General features: G+C 72.3%; 16 protein-coding genes. 13 read left to right on the forward strand and 3 right to left on the reverse strand.

Annotated features, from left to right (window positions below; genetic code table 11):
- The first annotated feature begins 256 nt into the window (after positions 1–256).
- From JYJ93_RS01230 to JYJ93_RS01265, 8 genes are all read left to right on the forward strand, one after another.
- Positions 257–1,048 (forward strand): hypothetical protein, encoded by a 792-nt coding sequence (locus JYJ93_RS01230; RefSeq protein ID WP_206785932.1) that lies wholly within the window; start codon positions 257–259, stop codon positions 1,046–1,048.
- Positions 1,049–1,171: 123 nt separating this feature from the next.
- Positions 1,172–2,509: a hypothetical protein gene (locus JYJ93_RS01235; protein ID WP_206785933.1), complete on the forward strand. Its 1,338-nt coding sequence runs from the start codon at positions 1,172–1,174 to the stop codon at positions 2,507–2,509.
- Positions 2,510–2,511: 2 nt separating this feature from the next.
- A complete protein-coding gene (locus tag JYJ93_RS01240; protein ID WP_206785934.1) occupies positions 2,512–3,156 on the forward strand; it encodes a hypothetical protein in 645 nt (214 codons plus the stop codon).
- A complete protein-coding gene (locus tag JYJ93_RS01245; protein ID WP_206785935.1) occupies positions 3,153–4,379 on the forward strand; it encodes a YncE family protein in 1,227 nt (408 codons plus the stop codon). The genes JYJ93_RS01240 and JYJ93_RS01245 overlap by 4 nt, the downstream gene beginning before the upstream one ends.
- Positions 4,376–5,098 (forward strand): c-type cytochrome, encoded by a 723-nt coding sequence (locus JYJ93_RS01250; protein ID WP_206785936.1) that lies wholly within the window; start codon positions 4,376–4,378, stop codon positions 5,096–5,098. Before JYJ93_RS01245 ends, JYJ93_RS01250 begins: the two co-directional genes overlap by 4 nt.
- Positions 5,099–5,236: 138 nt before the next feature.
- Positions 5,237–7,654: a PAS domain S-box protein gene (locus tag JYJ93_RS01255; RefSeq protein ID WP_206785937.1), complete on the forward strand. Its 2,418-nt coding sequence runs from the start codon at positions 5,237–5,239 to the stop codon at positions 7,652–7,654.
- A gap of 164 nt (positions 7,655–7,818) precedes the next feature.
- A complete protein-coding gene (locus JYJ93_RS01260; RefSeq protein WP_206785938.1) occupies positions 7,819–8,583 on the forward strand; it encodes a hypothetical protein in 765 nt (254 codons plus the stop codon).
- Between the two features lie 117 nt (positions 8,584–8,700).
- Positions 8,701–9,105 carry a DUF2203 domain-containing protein gene (locus tag JYJ93_RS01265; protein WP_206785939.1) on the forward strand — a complete coding sequence of 135 codons (405 nt, stop codon included), beginning with the start codon at positions 8,701–8,703 and terminating at the stop codon, positions 9,103–9,105.
- A gap of 22 nt (positions 9,106–9,127) precedes the next feature.
- Here JYJ93_RS01265 and JYJ93_RS01270 read toward each other — a convergent pair whose 3' ends face one another.
- On the reverse strand, positions 9,128–9,733 hold the full coding sequence (locus tag JYJ93_RS01270) for a hypothetical protein (protein WP_206785941.1): 606 nt from the start codon (positions 9,731–9,733) through the stop codon (positions 9,128–9,130).
- A 159-nt stretch (positions 9,734–9,892) separates the two neighbouring features.
- On the opposite strand from JYJ93_RS01270, the gene JYJ93_RS01275 reads away from it, so the two are divergent.
- Together JYJ93_RS01275 and JYJ93_RS01280 are read left to right on the forward strand one after the other, a co-directional pair.
- A complete protein-coding gene (locus JYJ93_RS01275; RefSeq protein ID WP_206785943.1) occupies positions 9,893–10,819 on the forward strand; it encodes an NmrA/HSCARG family protein in 927 nt (308 codons plus the stop codon).
- A gap of 96 nt (positions 10,820–10,915) precedes the next feature.
- Entirely contained in the window at positions 10,916–11,632 is a 717-nt protein-coding gene (locus JYJ93_RS01280; RefSeq protein WP_242543558.1) for a hypothetical protein, read from the forward strand.
- Here JYJ93_RS01280 and JYJ93_RS01285 read toward each other — a convergent pair whose 3' ends face one another.
- Positions 11,633–11,980 (reverse strand): hypothetical protein, encoded by a 348-nt coding sequence (locus JYJ93_RS01285; RefSeq protein WP_242543559.1) that lies wholly within the window; start codon positions 11,978–11,980, stop codon positions 11,633–11,635. It abuts the gene before it with no gap.
- Between the two features lie 102 nt (positions 11,981–12,082).
- On the opposite strand from JYJ93_RS01285, the gene JYJ93_RS01290 reads away from it, so the two are divergent.
- The 3 genes from JYJ93_RS01290 (at position 12,083) to JYJ93_RS01300 (ending at position 15,981) form a co-directional block, all read left to right on the forward strand.
- Complete coding sequence (locus JYJ93_RS01290) at positions 12,083–13,612, forward strand: FAD-binding oxidoreductase (RefSeq protein WP_206785945.1); 1,530 nt, start codon at positions 12,083–12,085, stop codon at positions 13,610–13,612.
- A 119-nt stretch (positions 13,613–13,731) separates the two neighbouring features.
- Positions 13,732–14,670 carry a hypothetical protein gene (locus JYJ93_RS01295; RefSeq protein ID WP_206785947.1) on the forward strand — a complete coding sequence of 313 codons (939 nt, stop codon included), beginning with the start codon at positions 13,732–13,734 and terminating at the stop codon, positions 14,668–14,670.
- A gap of 123 nt (positions 14,671–14,793) precedes the next feature.
- Positions 14,794–15,981, forward strand: a complete 1,188-nt coding sequence (locus JYJ93_RS01300) for a tetratricopeptide repeat protein (RefSeq protein WP_206785949.1) — start codon at positions 14,794–14,796, stop codon at positions 15,979–15,981.
- 31 nt (positions 15,982–16,012) lie between these two features.
- Here the strand turns inward: JYJ93_RS01300 and JYJ93_RS01305 are convergent, their stop codons facing one another.
- On the reverse strand, positions 16,013–16,975 hold the full coding sequence (locus JYJ93_RS01305) for an ornithine cyclodeaminase family protein (protein WP_206785951.1): 963 nt from the start codon (positions 16,973–16,975) through the stop codon (positions 16,013–16,015).
- Between the last annotated feature and the right edge of the window lie 94 nt (positions 16,976–17,069).

Consider the following 17,069-nt stretch of genomic DNA (forward strand, 5'->3'; position numbering starts at 1 on the left):
CGCCCTGGCGGACAAGGGGGTCCACGCCTGGGTCCGGGCCCCTGGTTCCGTAGCATCCTGAAACAGGGAAAGCCAGCCATCGCGGGGAAGAGCGACAGGCTCTGGACACTGTCCACCGCGTGAATCGGATGCGCAAAACCTGAGAGGTTGGGGTGGGCTGAAACCCTGCGCTTCGGGGTGGCTGTCTTGCGTGAAAGGGATTCCCCACCTTCAGGCATCCCTGCCCCAGGGACTCCTACCCAAGGTGTCTTCCCCCATGACGTCGCGCCCCGCTTCCTTCCGTTCTCTCAAGGTCCTGGAGTCGTCCCACTCGCGCCGCGCGCTGAACCTCTTCGCGCGAGGCGGCTGCCTGCTGATGCTCGCGTCCGGAGCGGCCCGCGCCAACGAGCCCGAGGCCCCCGACGCTCCGGCGCGGGCCGAGGCGGCCGAAGCCCGGGTGCAGGCCGAGGCGCCGGTGCCAGCGGGGGACGCGGCCCCGGCGGATGACGCGGTGTGGGGTGAGGAGGCGCTGGCGCAGGCGGAGCTGCCGGCGGTGATGACGGACGCGGCTCGGACGCTGGAGGAGGCGCCGGTGGTGGTGTGCTCGGGGTCGCTCCATCAGGCCTACCGTCCCGGGCTGCTGCTCACCACGCCCCGCGGCTCCGTGCAGCGCGAGGCGCTCCAGTTCAGCGGCTGCCCCGTCAACGACGGCGTGGTGATGACGTCCGTGGGTATGGAGGCACAGCACCTGAAGCGCGCGACCTGCATCGGCGGCACGGGCGGCGCGTCCACCGCCACCGTGACGTGGTCCAACGGGGAGAAGTCCTCCGTGGTGCTGGAGCGCGTGGAGGCCACCCTGGACGGAGGGATGCAGGTCTTCACGTCCGAGGGCACCATCGGCTCCGGGCGCCACGCGGGCCACGGCGTGCGCCTGGTCACCGCCGTGCCCACGCTCACGACGCTGGCGGCCTGCGTCCAACCGTCGGGCCTCACGGCGAACCTGGGCGTCGCCACCCTCACCGTCCTGGACCTGCCCACCGTCATGGATGTGCCCACCGGGAAACAGTGACCGCGCGGCCGCTCCCCTGCCGGGCGCTTCGGGGAGGGGCGGCTTTCGGGCCGCACGCACCGCTATGCATGCGCGGGCCGGGCGTTATCGTGGGGGGCCATGAGGCCTTCCGCGGAGCGCCGGATGCGAACGCCACGAATCACGGGGGGTTGGCGGGGGGCGGCGGTGGCCGGCCTCCTGGGTTCGGTGAGCTCGGGCGCAGCCTTTGCGCACGCGGGCCTGCCGGAGACGTCCAACGTCACGCTGCGGCGGGGCCACTCCGAGGACTTCTTCGTGGGGGCCACGTTCGGCGCGGTCATCTCGCGCGACAGTGGGCGGACGTGGCGCTGGGTGTGTCCGGATGCCATGGGGTATGGCGGCTGGCGCCCGGAGTCCTTCGTCTGGCGCGGGACAGGGGAAATCCTGGCGGCCACGGGCAACGCGCTCTTGTCCTCGAAGGACGGCGCGTGTTCGTGGGCGTCGCACCCGGCGTTCAAGGACACCTGGGTGACGGGGCTCGCGCCGCACCCCACGGATGACGCGGTGCTGTACGTGGCCACGGGCCGCTCCACGTCGGCGACGAACGGGGTGTTCCGCTCGGACGATGGCGGGGAGACGTGGCGGGCGCTTCCGCTCCAGCGCGCGGGGGTCCTCTTCTCCGCCGTGCGCGTGTCCACCGCGGCGCCCCGCACGCTCTACGTATCCGCGTCCGACACGACGCGCATGTACCTGTTCCGCAGCGACGACGCGGGCGAGACGTGGGAGGAGCTGTCGCAGGCCTTCCCGGACCTGGTGCGCCCGTTCGACTTCGTGGTGACGGCGACGGACCCGGTGGATCCGCTCAAGGTCTGGGCGCGCGTGTCCGCGCAGGGCTACACGCACATCCTGCACAGCACGGACGGCGGGCGCACCTTCACCGCGCGCACGGGCACCGGCATCGACGACGTGTTCATCAACATGGACGTCTCCGCCGACGGCGGCACCGCGTGGGTGTCCACGTACAACTCCTTCTTCCGCAGCCAGGAGGGGGGACCCTTCTCCAAGCTGGTGCTGCCCACGGGCAACGCGTGCGTGACGCGCGTGGGAGACGTCCTCTACGGCTGCGGCTCGCCGTGGCTCCATGACTGGTCGCTGGCGCGCAGCAGCGATGAGGGCAGCACCTGGGAGCCCCTCTTCAGCCTGGAGCAGATTCAAGGCAGCCATCAGTGCCCGGCGGGCACGCCCGTGCGCGAGCTGTGCCCGTCGCGCTGGCCCCAGGTCGCGGAGACGATTGGCGCGCCGCTCTACCCGGATGGCGTGCCGGACGCGGGCGTGCCGGATGCCGGCGTGAAGCCCTCCGACGACGACGCGGGCACGCCTCCCGACCCGAAGCCGAAGCCGTCCTCGGGCTGTGCCGCCGCGCCCGCGGGCATGCTGCTTCCGCTGTTCCTGATTCCCTTGCTTCCATCGACGCGCCGCGGCCGGCGGCGCCCGGAGCCCTGACCATGAAGCTGAAGACCTCCCTGTCCTGGAGTACCGCCGCGGTCGCGCTGCTCGCCCTGAGCGCGTGTGATGGCGACGACACCGAGCCCCAGCCCACCGAGTGCGAGGAGCCGCTCTACGCGGGCGGCGCCACGGACGAGGTGTGGCGCGCGTTGCTGGACGCGCGGAACCAGCCCCAGGACGGCTCGCGCGCGGTGACGCTTACCTCGCCCGAGTCCGGTCAGTCGTACTTCACGGACCAGGCCGCGCCGCTGTGGCAGTGGACGTCCCCGCTGCGCGCGTCGCTGGAGCGCCCGGGCCGCACGGCCCCCTTCCTGGAGGGCCGCCCGCGCGAGTCGAAGCGTTCGGTGCTCGCGTGGCTGGGCAACATGGTCCTGCCCACCGCCGAGGCCCACCTGCCGCCGTACACGGGCGACATCTACTGGGTGAAGGTCCAGGTCGCCGGGCGCGAGTGCCCCATCGCGCAGGTGTTGACGTCGGAGTTGCAGTGGCAACTGGATGACGGCACCTGGCGGACGGTGAAGGACGCGGCGGGCAAGGAGCTGTCCGTGCAGGTGGTGAGCGCGTACCTGGTGCAGAACCGCATCACGGAGGGGCCGTACTCGATGGGGGCGCCGGTGCCCTTCACGATGGGGATGGCCAGGTGAGGCGGGCCGCCTGGCTTTGCGTCCTGGCGCTGGGCGCGTGCACGGAGGCCGGACCGCCGGACGCGCCCGACCTGACGTACGCGGATCCGAACCCGTGGACGCGGGGAGGAACGACGGTGCCTCCTCCGGGGCCGTCCGGGCGGCTGCTGGTGACGAACAGCCTGGATGACTCCGTGAGCCTGCTGGACATGGACGGGCTGGGGACGCCGGGCTGGGGCGAGCTGGCGCGCGTGCCGGTGGGGCTCCACCCGGTGGAGCTGGAGGGGCCGCACCACACGGCGGTGTCTCCGGCGGGCGACTTCTACTACGTGGGCATCTCCAACTACGTGCCCGGCGGCGGCTCGGGGCCGCATGGCGCGCATGGGACGGGGACGGCGGACGGCTACTGCCTGAAGCTGAGCGCGAAGGACAACCGGCTGGTGGCGTCCACGCGCGTGGACCGCAACCCGGGGGACGTCATCGTCAGCGCGGACGGGCGCACGCTGTACCAGACGCACTTCGACCTGCTGCGCATCGCGGAGGTGGCGCGCAAGGGCGGGACGGAGGAGGACATGGCCGCGCGCATGGTCATCCTCGACGCGGAGACGATGACGGTGAAGGAGCGGGTGAAGGTGTGCCCCGCCCCGCACGCGGTGCGCCTGTCCGCGGATGAGCGCACGGCGTACGTGGCGTGTTGGTCGGACGAGGTCGCGGTGGTGGACCTGGCGACGGCGGGCATGCCGGTGACGCGCGTGAAGGTGGCGGCGGGCTCGGGCACGGCGGTGAGCCCGCGCCATCAGCCGTACGCGCTCACGGTGTCGCCCACGACGGGGGACGTGTGGGTCAGCTCGCTCGCGAGCAAGCAGGTGCAGGTGCTGGAGCCCGGGACGCGCGCGATGAACCCGGAGCGCACGGTGTACCTGCGCGGCGCGCCCATGTTCGGCGCGTTCACGCGGGACGGGCGCACGCTGTACATGCCCTATCAGCAGGAGGACGCGGTGGCGGTCATCGACGCGGCGACGTCCACGGTGCTGCGTACGGTGGAGTTGTCGCGGGCGGGCTGTCTCAACGTGCACCAGTTCATGCTGACGCCGGACGAGCGCCACGGCCTGGCGGTCTGCGAAGGGGACCACATTGGCCCGGGCACGTTGCACGTCGTGGACCTGGCGGAGGACACGGTGCTGTCCACGGTGGAGGTGGGCCTCTTCCCGGACTCGGTGAGCCTGCTGCGGGGGCAGCCATGAGGGGCGTGCGTGGAGGCGTGGCGGCGCTGCTCGTGGGGGTGCTGGCCGGGTGCGGCGGTGACACGGCGGGGCCCGTGGCCGCGGCGGACTACGGCGAGGCGCTGTTCCAGGACCCGGGGCTGTCGCCGAGCGAGTACAACCAATTCTCGTGCGCGACGTGCCACGTGACGACGCCGGAGGCACCGGGGTGGCGCATCGACTCAGGGCACACGCTGTACAACGTGGCGGCGCGGCCGAGCTGGTGGGGCGGCAGCGAGACGCGACTGATGGACGCGGTGAACTTCTGCTACGTGAATTTCATGCGCGGGGTGACGAAGCTGGAGGTGGAGGAGCCGCGTTCCCGCTCGCTGTATGAGTACCTGTCGCGGATCAGCCCGGACGCGCAGGCACCGGCGCTGCCCTTCACGGTGGTGAAGGACATCCAGGACGTGCCCCGGGGCGACGTCACGCGAGGCGAAGCGGTGTACCAGACGGCGTGCCATCACTGCCACGGCGCGCCACACACGGGAGAGGGCCGGCTGACGGACTTCGCGTCGGTGTTGCCGGAGGTGACGCAGACCTACGACCAGGTGTTCCCAGGCATCCCGCATGCACAGGTGGTCATCGAAAAGGTGCGGCACGGGCCGTTCTTCGGCGTAGGCGGCAACATGCCGCTCTACAGCACGGAGGCCCTGTCCGACGCGGACCTGGGCGCGCTGCTCCTGTACCTGGGGCTGTAACCCGGCTGACCGGTGCGCAGTCAAGGAGGGCGGCGCAGGGCACCCCGCCCCTGCCCATGCGCGCCCGGCCGCCGCACCTCAAGACCATTCATGACTTCGTCGGGTTCACAGGAGCGCGGCCCTTCTTCCGAAGGGCCCTTGCCCACGAGGGGCAAGCCGCCTGCGTCCCTGGCCGAGCTGCTCGACTCCGGCCGCGAGGCGCTCCTGGAGGATTGGGTCGCCCGGGTGTCACCCCTCTTCACCGCCCTGCGCCTGACACGCGAGCAGATCGTCGACGCCCTGCCCTCCTTCCTGGCGGAGCTCCACGACATGCTCGTGGAGGCGGAGGAGGACGCCAACGGCCCCCCCGCGCTCCGCCACAGCGAAATCTCCGGAGCCCACGGCCGCCAGCGCCTGCGCCTGGGCGCCGACGTGTCCCTCGTCACGCGCGAATACGCCCTCCTGCGCGACTGCATCCTGGCCCGGGCCGAGCGCGCCAACCTGGACGTGCCGCTGCATCAACTGCGCGTGCTCGGCGCCTGCATCGACAACGCGCTGGCCCAGGCCGTCATCCCGTTCGCGTTCGACAGCGCCGAGCGCCACCACGCCGAGGCCGAGGAGCGCGAGCGCTTCTTCCAGCTGTCCCCGGACATGTTCAGCGTCGCGGGCATGGACGGGTACTTCAAGCGCGTGAACGCGTACTTCGTCCAGGTGCTCGGGTGGAGCGAGGCGGAACTCTACCAACACCCCTTCATGGACCTGGTCCACCCCGACGACCAGGCGGCCACCCGCGAGGAGATGCGCAAGCTGACCCAGGGCATCCCCACCCTGCGCTTCCAGAACCGCTTCCGCGCCCGCGACGGCCATTACCGGTGGCTCGCGTGGGCCTCGCGCCCCGTGCCGGAGCTGGGCCTCATCTACGCCGCCGCGCGCGACATCACCGACCAGAAGACCGTCGCTCAAGAACGCGAACAACTGCTGGAGGCCGTGCGCGACAGCGAGGCCCGCTTCCGCAACATGGCGGACCACGCCCCCGTCATGCTCTGGGTGACGGACGTGCAGGGCGCCACGACGTACATGAACCGGGGCTGGTACGCCTTCACCGGACAGACCGAGGCCACGGGCCTGGGCTTCGGATGGTTCGACGCCATCCACCCCGACGACCTGGAGCGCACGCAGCGGACCTTCACGGAGTCCAACGCCGCCCGCCGGCCCTTCCGCCTGGACTACCGGCTGCGCGGCACGGACGGCCAGTACCGCTGGGCCGTGGACACCGGCTCGCCCCGCTTCGACGCGGACGGACACTTCCTGGGCTACATCGGCAGCGTCATCGACATCTCCGACCGCAAGCAGGCGGAGGTGGAACGCGAGGCCCTGCTCGCCCGCGAGAGCGCCGCGCGCCGCGAGGCCGAGGAGGCCAACCAGCTCAAGGACGAGTTCCTCGCCACCATCAGCCATGAGCTGCGCACGCCGCTCACGGCCATCCTCGGCTGGGTGCAGCTCTTGCGCACCGGCAACCTGCCCCCGCCCCGCCAGGAGCGCGCGCTGGAGACCATCGAGCGCAACGCGCGCGCGCAGGGACAGCTCATCGAGGACCTGCTCGACGTCAGCCGCATCGTGTCCGGCAAGCTCAAGCTGGACGTGGAGCCCGTGGACCTGTCCGCGGCGGTGCAGCAGGCGCTGGAGTCCGTGCGGCCCGCGGCGGACGCGCGCCACATCGACGTGCGGGCCACGGTGGACACCTCCAGCAGCGTGATGGGAGACCCGCACCGGCTCCAGCAGGTGGTGTGGAACCTGCTGTCCAACGCGGTGAAGTTCACGCCCAAGGGCGGCCACGTGCGGCTGGTGGTGTGCCGGCGCGACTCCATCGTGGAGCTCACCGTGGAGGACACCGGCCAGGGCATCTCCGAGGCCTTCCTCCCCCACGTCTTCGAGCGCTTCCGCCAGGCCGACGGCGGCACCACGCGCAAGACGGGCGGGCTGGGGCTGGGGCTGGCCATCGTGCGGCACATCGTGGAGATGCACGGCGGCACCGTCACCGCCGCCAGCGACGGCGAGGGCCGGGGCTCCACCTTCACCGTGCGGCTGCCCCTGTCCGTCACCCAGCGGCGGGACCCCGCCATGCCGCCGTCGCCGAGGCCTCCCGCGGCGGAGCGGATCCCCTCGCCGCCGCCGGAGCTGCGCGGCGTGTGCGTGCTCGTGGTGGATGATGAAGAGGACGCGCGCGAGCTGCTGCGCACGCTGCTGGAGGACAGCGGCGCCCACGTGGTGACGGCAGGCTCCGCGATGGAGGGGCTCCAGGTGCTCCAGGCGGAGCATCCGGACGTGCTCGTCTCCGACATCGGCATGCCGGGCATCGACGGCTACGGCTTCATCGAGCGCGTGCGCGCGCTGTCCGCCGCGAAGGGAGGCCACACCCCGGCGGTGGCCATCACCGCCTACGCCCGCTCGGAGGACCGCACCCGCGTGCTGCGCGCCGGCTTCCAGAGCCACGTGCCCAAGCCGGTGGAGCCCGGGGAGCTGCTCGCCGTCATCGCCTCGCTCGCGGACCGCTACCCCGCGCTCCCGAAGGCGTGACGTCCGTCCGGTCCCCGCGCCTCCGCGAGGCTTCCCGAGGCGCGCGGCCGATCAGCCCACGGCCCGCGTAGAACGCCGGACACGGCGCCGCGCATCCTCCTGGCCATCGGGCGGGGGCAGGGCTTACCTTTCCCTGGATGCGTCCGCCGCCCGGACAGATGGCGATGTTCGACGCCCCGGCGCCCGGGAGTGAACCGGCGCGCGCGCGGCTGCCCTCGCGCGAGGACGCGCTGCCCCGGGCCGCGGAGCTGGCCCGCCGGGTGTCCGCCCTGCTGGGCCGGCCCGTGCACCTGCGCCTCACGGACAACCGCGCCACCCTGGTGAGCTACCGCCGCCTCCCCGAAGGCGTGCGCCTGCGCCTGCACCACCTGTTCCTGGACGCGCCGGACTCCGTGGTGCGCGCCCTGGCCCTGTACGTGGCCGGCGACACCGCCGCCCGCGAGGTGCTGGAGGCCTTCAGCCACGCGCACCAGGGCCAGGTGCGCCGGGAGCGCAAACCCGGCGCCCCGCTGCGCACGCGCGGCCGCTGCTTCGACCTCAAGGCCGTCCACGCCCGGCTGGACGCGGTGTACTTCGACGGGCGCGTGCACACCGTGGAGGTGGGCTGGGCCCGCCGCCCCGCCCGCCGCACCCGCCGCACCATCCACCTGGGCGGCTACGACGCCCGCCTGCGCGAGGTGCGCGTCCACCCCGCGCTGGACCGCCCCACCGTGCCCGCCTTCGTCGTGGACTTCATCGTCTTCCACGCCCTGCTGCACGCGGACCTCGCCACCGACACGGGGCCTGACTCCCACGACGCACACGACGACGCCGGACGCTGCGCCGCGGAGCACACCGCGGACTTCCTCGCGCGCGAGGCCGCCTTCCCCCTGCGCGAGGCCGCCTGGCGCTGGCTCCTGGACAACCTGTCGTCGCTGCGGCGCGGGTGACCGTCCGTCCCACCCGCTGCCATGTTCCGGACATGTCACGGCCGTTGTGACAGGCCCTCCCGCCCCCACCCCGAAGGAGGTGGCCTGCGGGGGGTTCCCACTGCATGCTGTCCCCTGATGCGCTTTTTCAGCGTGGAAGAGGCCAGCCGGCTGGTGCCGTTGCTGACGAAGACCTTCGGTCGCGTGCGCCCGTGGGTGGAGCGCGTGCAGAAGCTGGCGGAGGTGCTGGACGGTCCGGAGGCCCCTCCCGACACCGCCGAGGTGCGCACCTTCCGCGAGGAGCGCGACGAGCTGCTGGAGCGCATCCGCGGGGAGCTGGGCCCGCTCCAGGAGATGGGCCTGGAGATAAAAGGCGCGGACGGCCTGGTGGACTTCCACGCGCGGCGCGGCGAGGAGCCCGTGTACCTCTGCTGGCGCTTCGGCGAGAACACCGTGGCGCACTGGCACGACCTGAAGGCCGGCTTCTCCGGGCGCCGCCCCATCGACAGCCCGGACGACTTCGAGCCCACCTACCTCAGCTGAAGGCTCGGCTGAAGGCGCCCCGTCACTTCGACAGGTTCTGGTGCAACAGGCCCAGCTTGTTGCGCGCGGAGAGCAGCTGCTGACGCAGCGACTCCGCCTGCCGGCCGATGTCGGAGAACTTCGCCTCCTCCGCCGCGGTCGTCAGCGTGGCCGCCTCGTCCGCCACCTCGGCCATGCGCGCCTGGAGCGCGGTGAAGACCTCCGTGAGCCGCGCGTCCTCCTCCGCCGTGCGCGTGGCCTGCTGGCGCAGCGCCGCGAACTCCTGCATGCGCCCGTTGAGGTCCGCCGCGCTCTGCCCCAGCGCGCCGTAGCGCGTGAGCAGGTCCTTGAACACCTCCGTGCGCTGCTGCAGCTCCTGCGCGCACACGTTGACCGCGTCCGCCTGCGTCTGCTGCCGGTTGCGCACGCCGGTGATGGCCTGCACCAGCGCGCCCACGCGCATCCGGAGCGCGTCGTCCAGGTCCGCCAGGTCCTTGAGCGTCTTCGACGCGCGCTCCAGATGCTTCTCCGACGTCAGGGGCGCCTCCTTCAACTGCTCCGACAGCGCCTCGAAGCGCAGCAACTCGGCGTCGAGCGCCTGGGCGGCGGAGACCAGCTCGGAGGGCGGGGGCGTGTCACGCTTGCTCATGGGGCCGGGAGGATGCCATGCCGCCCGCCCCTCCCTTCAGGTTGCCTGCCTGCCTCGGGAGCCTGTGCTCGGGGGAGGACACTGCGGCTTCCAGGCCTCGCCATTGGACGGGGGCGTCTCCAGGTTTCCGTGACACGTCGCGTCCGGAGGTCTGAACCCATGCCCGTGGATTTCTCCATCACCGTGCTCGTCACTGGCGCCACCGGCCAACAGGGCGGTGCCGTCCTCCGCAAGCTCGCCGACCGGGGACACCACGTGGTGGCCCTGGTGCGGGACGCGGACGCCCCGGCCGCCCGCGCCCTGCGCAGGCCCGGCGTCACCCTGGCCCAGGGCGACTTCGACGACCCCGTCTCCCTGGAGAGCGCCATGCGCGGCGTGGACGCCGTCTACGCCATGGCCACGCCCTTTGGCGCGGGCGGCGTGGACGCGGAGGTCCAGCACGGCAAGAACCTGGCGGACGCGGCGAAGCGCGCCAACGTGCGGCACTTCGTGTACTCGTCCGTGGCGGGCGCGTCGGAGCTCACCGGCATCCCGCACTTCGACAGCAAGCACGCCGTGGAGCTGTACCTGCGCCGGCGGGACATGCCCTTCACCATCCTGGGCCCCACCTTCTTCATGGAGAACCTCCTCCAGCCGCCCACGCGCGACCTGCTGGCGGCGGGGAAGCTGGCCCTGGGGCTGCCCGCCACGCGCGGCCTGCAGATGGTGGCCATCGAGGACCTGGCCGGCTTCGCGCTGCACGTGCTGGGAGACCCGGAGCGCTTCATCGGCGAGCGCGTCGACGTCGCCTCCGACGAGGTGACGGGCCAGCAGGCCGCCGCGCTGCTCTCCATGGTGGGCGGCCACCGCATCCACTTCGAGCAGATCCCGTTGGATCAACTCCAGCAACAGAGCGAGGACCTGGCGGCCATGTTCGAGTGGCTGGACCGCGTGGGCTACCACGCGGACATCCTCACCCTGCGCAACAGCTACCCGCGCGTGGGCTGGCAGACCTTCGAGACCTGGGCACGCCATCAGGACTGGGACTTCGTCAAGGCGCCCGCCTGGCCCGCAACCGCCGCGGAGCCGGTGACGCCCCAGCCGTAGAGGCCCCGCCAGCCCGCACGCTGCCCGGGGTGGAGCACGGCGCATGTCATCCCCTGGACGCCGCACGCCCTACCTTGAAGTACGAGGAGGCATGCGATGCGTGGAGCATTGGGAGTGGGGGCCCTGGGGTTGATGCTGATGGCGGGCTGCGCGGCGGAGACGAAGCTGCGGCCCCTGCCGGAAGCGGGAATCCTCCAGGGCGGCAAGAGCAGCGCCATCACGGAGGAGGCGGGCGTGCGGCTCACGGCGGATGGCTCGGCGTGGCAGGGCTCGCCGTCCGACCTGGAGCGCCGGGTGACCCCCGTCTACGTCCGGCTGGAGAACCACGGGGAGCGCCCGCTGCGCCTCCAGTACAAGGACTTCGCGCTGGTGGGCCAGGAGTCGCGCTTCCGCTACAGCGCGCTGGCGCCCCTGTCGCTGCGGCGGGCCAGCTCGTCGCGTGACACGGAGGAACCCGCGAGCATCCGCCCGGCGGTGTACCCCGCGGGCGGCGTGTGGGTGGGCGGCCGTTACGGCTACGCGCCCTGGCGCGGCTGGGGACCGGGCTGGTACGGCGGCCCCTGGGGCTGGGGCAGCCCCTTCTACGGGCCCTACCCGTACTACTACGAGCAGCCGCTGCCCACCGAGGACATGCTCAACAACGCGCTGCCCGAGGGCACGCTGGAGCCCGGCGGCACGCAGGAGGGCTTCCTCTACTTCCAGGGCGTGGCCCACCGCGAGAACGCGGTGACGCTCCAGTTGAACCTGGTGGATGCCCAGACCGGAGAGCCGTTCGGTTCCATGGGCATCCCCTTCCAGGTGAGCACGAAGTAGCTAGTGCAGCAGCGTGCTGGGGGGCGCGTAGGGAGAGCGCCCCCCGTCGTGCGCCAAGTCGAGCAGCGGCGCCTCCTCCGGCTGCCCCAGCGCGCGCCGCACGTCCGCGCCCTTCAGGGGCAGGCCCATCAGCGGCCCCAGCGGGAACAAGTCCAGCGCGCCGGTCAGCAGCGGCAGCAGGCCCGTCAGCGCCACCACCGCGCCCCGGGGCGTGCCCGTGCCCAGCCCGCCCAGGACCAGGCCCGTGCCCGCCAGAATCCGAATCCACCGTCCGTTGCGCGAATTGATGAAGCCGACCATGAACAACCTCCCCACGCCGAAGATGAACACGCGGCAGGGGGGGACCATGGCCGGTGTCCACCCGGCGACCCTCGCCGCCCGGGGCCCGCCCGCCCGCTCGCCGTCCGGGGAGTCAGCGGGGGGACGCTCGCGCGGGCATACTGCGGCCCCGTGAGCGAGACCGATGGGAAGGCTCCGGACCTGCGAGCGGCGCTGGCCGCGTGGCGGCAGGCCGTGGGCGAGGCGCACGTCATCCTGGAACCCGAAGCGCTGGAGGCCGCGCAAACGGCCACCTTCGCCACCACCCAGCGCATCCCCGCCATCGTGCGGCCCGCGGACACGGCGCAGGTGCAGGCGTGCCTGCGCATCGCCAGCGCGCACCGCGTGCCGGTGTACCCGGTGAGCGCCGGCCGCAACTGGGGCTACGGCTCGCGCGTGCCTCCCGGCGACGGCAGCGTGCTCCTGGACCTGGGGCGCATGAACCGCATCCTCGCGCACGACGAGCAGCTCGCGTACCTCACCGTGGAGCCCGGCGTGACGTTCCGCCAGGCCTACGAGTACCTGCGCGGCAAGGGCTCCTCCACGTTCATCACCACCATCGGCGGATCACCGGACGCGAGCATGGTGGGCAACGCGCTGGAGCGCGGCGACGGGGCCGGCCCCAACGCGGACATCTTCCAGAACGTGTGCGCGCTGGAGGCCGTGCTCCCCACGGGCGAGCGCGTGGAGACGGGCCACGCGAGGTTCCCCGGCGCCCGCTCCGCCCCCGTCTTCCGCTGGGGCCTGGGCCCGGTGCTGGATGGCCTCTTCAGCCAGTCGTCCCTGGGCGTGGTGACGCGGATGACGTTCTGGCTGGCGCGCAAGCAGCCCTGGCTGCGCGACTTCTTCTGCGCCGTGAACGACGACGCCCAGCTCTGGGACATGGTGGACCGGCTCCAGGCCCTGGCCCTGGACGGCACGCTCAAGGGCAGCTTCTTCTTCTGGAACGACATCAAGGCGTACAGCATCACCCAGCAGTTCCCCTACCCCTCCGTGGGCCGCGCGCCGCTGCCGGACTGGGCCCGCGAGAAGCTGCGCGAGGGCTTTGGCCGCTGGGCCATCAGCGGCACCCTCATCGCCCCGGACGCGGAGATGGGCGCCCTGCTGGAGAAGCGGCTCGCACGCGCCGTGGAGGGCGCCTTCCGCCCGCTGTCCTTCGGCCCGGTGGCCCCCTTCGGCGAGGGCACGCTCCAGGGCGTCCCCACCGAGACCAACCTCGCCATGGCCTACTGGCGCAAGCGCACCCCCAAGCCGGAGGACCCGGACCCGGACCGGGACCGCTGCGGCTTCATCTGGTGCTCCGTCGCCGTCCCCTTCACCGGCCCGGAGGCGAAGCGCGCCTCGGACATCGCCGACCGCGTCCCCCGCCTCTTCGGCTTCGAGCCCAACCTGGCGCTCCTCGCCCACTCCCCGCGCTGCGTCTACCTGGTCACCGCGCTCGCCTATGACCGGGACGTCCGCGGCGAGGACGCCCGCGCCCAGGCCTGCTACCGCGCCCTCACCCGCGAACTGGCGGACGCCGGGTACTTCCTGACCCGAGCCGGACTCCAGGCGCAGGACGCCGCACCGCCCGTGCGGGACGACTCCGCGGAGGTGCGCAGGCGGCTGAAGGCGGCGTTCGATCCCGAGGGAATCCTGGCTCCCGGGAGATCCGAGCCCTGAGGGCGCTTGGGCGGATCAGAAAGAAAAAGAGGCGCGGAAACTTTCTCGGGTGGAGCGCCGATACTCTCTCAAGTCACAAGATTCCCCACCGCGCCTCGCGCCCGCCGGAGCCCTCTTCCATGTCCATCGAGACCAACCGCTACCGCCCCGTGTTCCGGAACCCCACCACGCCCGCGCCCGCCAACGGGACGCAGGTGCGCCGCGAGGTGCAGGCCCAGACGCAGAACCGGGCCCAGGGCGAGGCGACGATCGACCTGAACCGCGGCGTGCAGGGCAACCGCGTCACCACCAGCAACCAGGCCAACCCCAACACCACGACGGACATCCAGAAGCAGTTGGAGACCAGCCGCTTCGACCAGACGGTGGCCCAGGGCGAGTGGAACAAGAACTGGACCGCGGCCTCCGGCTCCCACACCTCCGGTGACGTGAACGGCAACTTCCACAACACGGTGGAAGGCCAGGCGCTGACGGCGGACGTGTCCGCGCAGGGCAACGTCTCCATCGACCCGCTGCACGGCAAGATTGGCGCGCAGGGCTCCGTGGACGTGAAGGCGGACCTGGTGCGCGGCTCCGTGGAAGGCCACGCGGACACGGCGCTGGGCCGCTCCGAGTGGGGCGCGGAGGGCAACGTGGGCGCCGAGGCGACCGCCACGGGCCAGGTGGTGCTGGATCCGCTGCACGGCCAGGCCGCTGCCTCCGTGCACGGTGAGGCCTTCGCCGGTGCCCGCGCCAGCGCGGAGGTCACGCAGGAGATTGGTCCCGCGACCGTCACGGCCGGCGCGGAGGCCTTCGCCGGCATCGGCGTGGAGTTCGAGGCCAACGTCGGCCTGAAGGACGGCAAGCTGTCCGCCAACTTCGACGTGGGCGCGGCGCTGGGCATCGGCGCCAGCGTGGAGTTCGGCTTCTCCGTCGACGTGGGCAAGGTGGGCGACGCCGCCAAGGCCGCCGTCGAGGGCGTGGGCAACGCGGTGCAGAACGTCGGCGAGGGCATCAAGAACGTCGGCGAGGGCATCAAGAACGTCGGTGAAGGCATCAAGGACGCGCTGACCAAGTGGTAGTGGCGGGCCGCGTCCGGCCGCTTCCCACCTGATGCACTTCCCAGGGCCTCGTCCATCCGGGCGAGGCCCTTTCCTTTTCCCCGTTGCTCGACAGCCCCCGCCCCCTGGGGGACACTTTCCATCATGAACTCTCTGGAAACCCTCCTCGCGCAGGGTCAGGTGGCCCAGGCCAAGGCCGAGGCCGAGAAGCTCCTCGCGAAGAACCCCAACCACCGCGACGCACTGGTCGTCATGGCCAAGCTGGCGCTCGTGGAGAACAAGGTGCCCCAGGCGGAAGCGCTGCTCGCCAAGGCGGAAGGCCAGGGCGCCACGGCGGAGACCGGCCTCGTGCGCGCGAACATCGCCGCCCAGAAGGGCCAGCTCGACGCCGCCCTCAAGGCCTACCAGGGCGTGCTCGCGGTGGAGCCCAACCGCGCCGAGGCGCACTTCGGCAAGGGCATGATGCTGATCAAACAGGATAAGGCGCCCCAGGCGCTGGAGGCCCTGTCCCAGGCCGCGCGGCTTGCGCCCCAGAACCCCGTGTTCCGCTACCGGCTGGGCCAGGTGCAGCTGGAGGCGGGCCAGACGGACGCCGGCCTCGCCACCCTGCGGGAGGTCCTCACGCTGGCGCCCCGCTTCGTGCCCGCGTACCTGAGCCTGTCGCACGCGCTGTCCGCCCAGGAGAAGCTGGCGGACGCACGCCGCGTGCTGGAGCAGGGCCTCAAGGCGGTGCCCAACCAGCCGCGCCTGCTCGCGTCCGTGACGGTGCTGTCCATGGCGCTGCGCGACCTGCGCACGTCCTACCAGGCGGCCTCCACGCTCGCGGCCCAGCGCCCGAAGGACGCGGACGCCCAGGCCAACCTCGCCCAGCTGATGCTGGCACGCGGTCAAATCGAGCAGGCCCGGCACCTGTGCCAGACCATGGCGTCGCTGGGCGTCGCCAGCGAGTCGCTGAAGATGGCGGAGGCCACCTGCTTCGAGTCGCAGGAGCCGCCCGCGTACGACAAGGCCATCGCCGCGTACGAGCAGGGCATGGGGCTGGCGCCGGACGGCTGGCGCGCGGCGAACAACCTGGGCCAGTTGCTCCTGCGCGTCCCCGCGGAGCCGGCGAACGCCCACCTGCCGCGCGCCGTGACGGTGCTGGAGGAGGCCGTGCGCCGCGCCCCGGACCGGCCGGAGCCGCTGCTCAACCTGGCGCTCGCGCAGGCGCGCCTGGGCCAGGAGGCGAAGGCCAAGGAGCTGGTGGCGAAGGTGCTCGCCATGCCGCTGGCGGAGGACACCGACCTGCACGAAGAGGCCACGCGCCTGTCGAAGACGCTGTCCAAGGCCTGAAGCCAGGCCGGACGCACGGACGCGCCCCGCGCTACTCGCTGAAGTCGAGCGTGGGCACGTCCTCGTCGCCGGTCGCCGACTGGTACACATGCCAGGCGGCGGCCAGGTCCTGGAAGGGCAGGCCCACCCCGGCGAACACCGTCACCTGTTCCTGGGACGTGCGCCCGGGCTTGAGGCCCGCGAGGACCTCGCCCAGCTCCGCGTGGATGGCGTCCTCGGTGAGCCCCACCGCGCCCGCCGCGCCGGTGGAGACGCTCAAGCCGCGGTGGTCGCAGATGAACAGCGACTGCTCGAGCAGGTCCTGGGACAGCTCCGCCTTGCCCGGCTCGTCCGCGCCCAGCGCGGTGATGTGCGTGCCCGGCCGCACCATGCCCGCGTGCAGGAAGGGCTGGTGGCTCCACGTCGCCGTCACCACGATGTCCGCGTCCGCCACGGCGTCCGCCACGGACGTCTCCACGCTGACGGGCAGGTTCAGCTCCTGGTACATGCGCTGCGCGTAGGCGTTCGCGTGCGCGATGTTCGTGTCGTGGACGCGCACCTGGCTGAGCGTGCGCACCAGCCGCAGCTGCTTGAGCTGGAGCACGCCCTGGCGGCCGGCGCCAATCACCGCCACGCGCGTCGCGTCCGGCCGGGCCAGCACGTCCGCGGCCAGCGCGCCCACCACGCCGGTGCGCACGGCGGTGAGGTGGCCGGAGTCCATCACCGCGAGCAGCCCTCCCGTGACGAGGTCGTGCAGGTGCACCACGCCCTGGATGGCGGGCTTCTGCGCGGGGAACTTCGAGTGCACCTTCACCGTGTACGCGGGGATGCCGGGCACGCAGCCGGGGAAGAGCACCATCGCGGAGCCCACCGAGTGCAGCGGCGCGCGCACGCGCTGCGGGGCCACCGTGCGGGCCAGGACGTCGGTGCGGAAGGCCTCGCGCAGGTCGTCCAGGAGCAGGAGCGCCTGGATGTTGCGGGCCACGGCGGAGCGGTTGAGCAGGAGGGTGCGCATGCTGTGACGGCCACCCTACCCGAGCGCGCGCGTGCCCTGGGGCGCGAACGTCCCCAGGGCAGGCCGAGCGCACGAAGGTGAACGGCCCGCCGGG

The organism is Corallococcus sp. NCSPR001 (assembly GCF_017309135.1).
Lineage (GTDB): Bacteria > Myxococcota > Myxococcia > Myxococcales > Myxococcaceae > Corallococcus.

Excerpts from the sequence above, each read along its gene's own strand:
- JYJ93_RS01230 (WP_206785932.1), top strand. The coding sequence starts at position 257 with ATGACGTCGCGCCCCGCTTCCTTCCGTTCTCTCAAGGTCCTGGAGTCG.
- JYJ93_RS01275 (WP_206785943.1), top strand. The coding sequence starts at position 9,893 with ATGCCCGTGGATTTCTCCATCACCGTGCTCGTCACTGGCGCCACCGGC.
- JYJ93_RS01300 (WP_206785949.1), top strand. The coding sequence starts at position 14,794 with ATGAACTCTCTGGAAACCCTCCTCGCGCAGGGTCAGGTGGCCCAGGCC.
- JYJ93_RS01285 (WP_242543559.1), bottom strand. The coding sequence starts at position 11,980 with ATGGTCCCCCCCTGCCGCGTGTTCATCTTCGGCGTGGGGAGGTTGTTC.
- JYJ93_RS01295 (WP_206785947.1), top strand. The coding sequence starts at position 13,732 with ATGTCCATCGAGACCAACCGCTACCGCCCCGTGTTCCGGAACCCCACC.
- JYJ93_RS01305 (WP_206785951.1), bottom strand. The coding sequence starts at position 16,975 with ATGCGCACCCTCCTGCTCAACCGCTCCGCCGTGGCCCGCAACATCCAG.
- JYJ93_RS01250 (WP_206785936.1), top strand. The coding sequence starts at position 4,376 with ATGAGGGGCGTGCGTGGAGGCGTGGCGGCGCTGCTCGTGGGGGTGCTG.
- JYJ93_RS01280 (WP_242543558.1), top strand. The coding sequence starts at position 10,916 with ATGCGTGGAGCATTGGGAGTGGGGGCCCTGGGGTTGATGCTGATGGCG.
- JYJ93_RS01270 (WP_206785941.1), bottom strand. The coding sequence starts at position 9,733 with ATGAGCAAGCGTGACACGCCCCCGCCCTCCGAGCTGGTCTCCGCCGCC.
- JYJ93_RS01265 (WP_206785939.1), top strand. The coding sequence starts at position 8,701 with ATGCGCTTTTTCAGCGTGGAAGAGGCCAGCCGGCTGGTGCCGTTGCTG.
- JYJ93_RS01235 (WP_206785933.1), top strand. The coding sequence starts at position 1,172 with ATGCGAACGCCACGAATCACGGGGGGTTGGCGGGGGGCGGCGGTGGCC.
- JYJ93_RS01260 (WP_206785938.1), top strand. The coding sequence starts at position 7,819 with ATGTTCGACGCCCCGGCGCCCGGGAGTGAACCGGCGCGCGCGCGGCTG.
- JYJ93_RS01240 (WP_206785934.1), top strand. The coding sequence starts at position 2,512 with ATGAAGCTGAAGACCTCCCTGTCCTGGAGTACCGCCGCGGTCGCGCTG.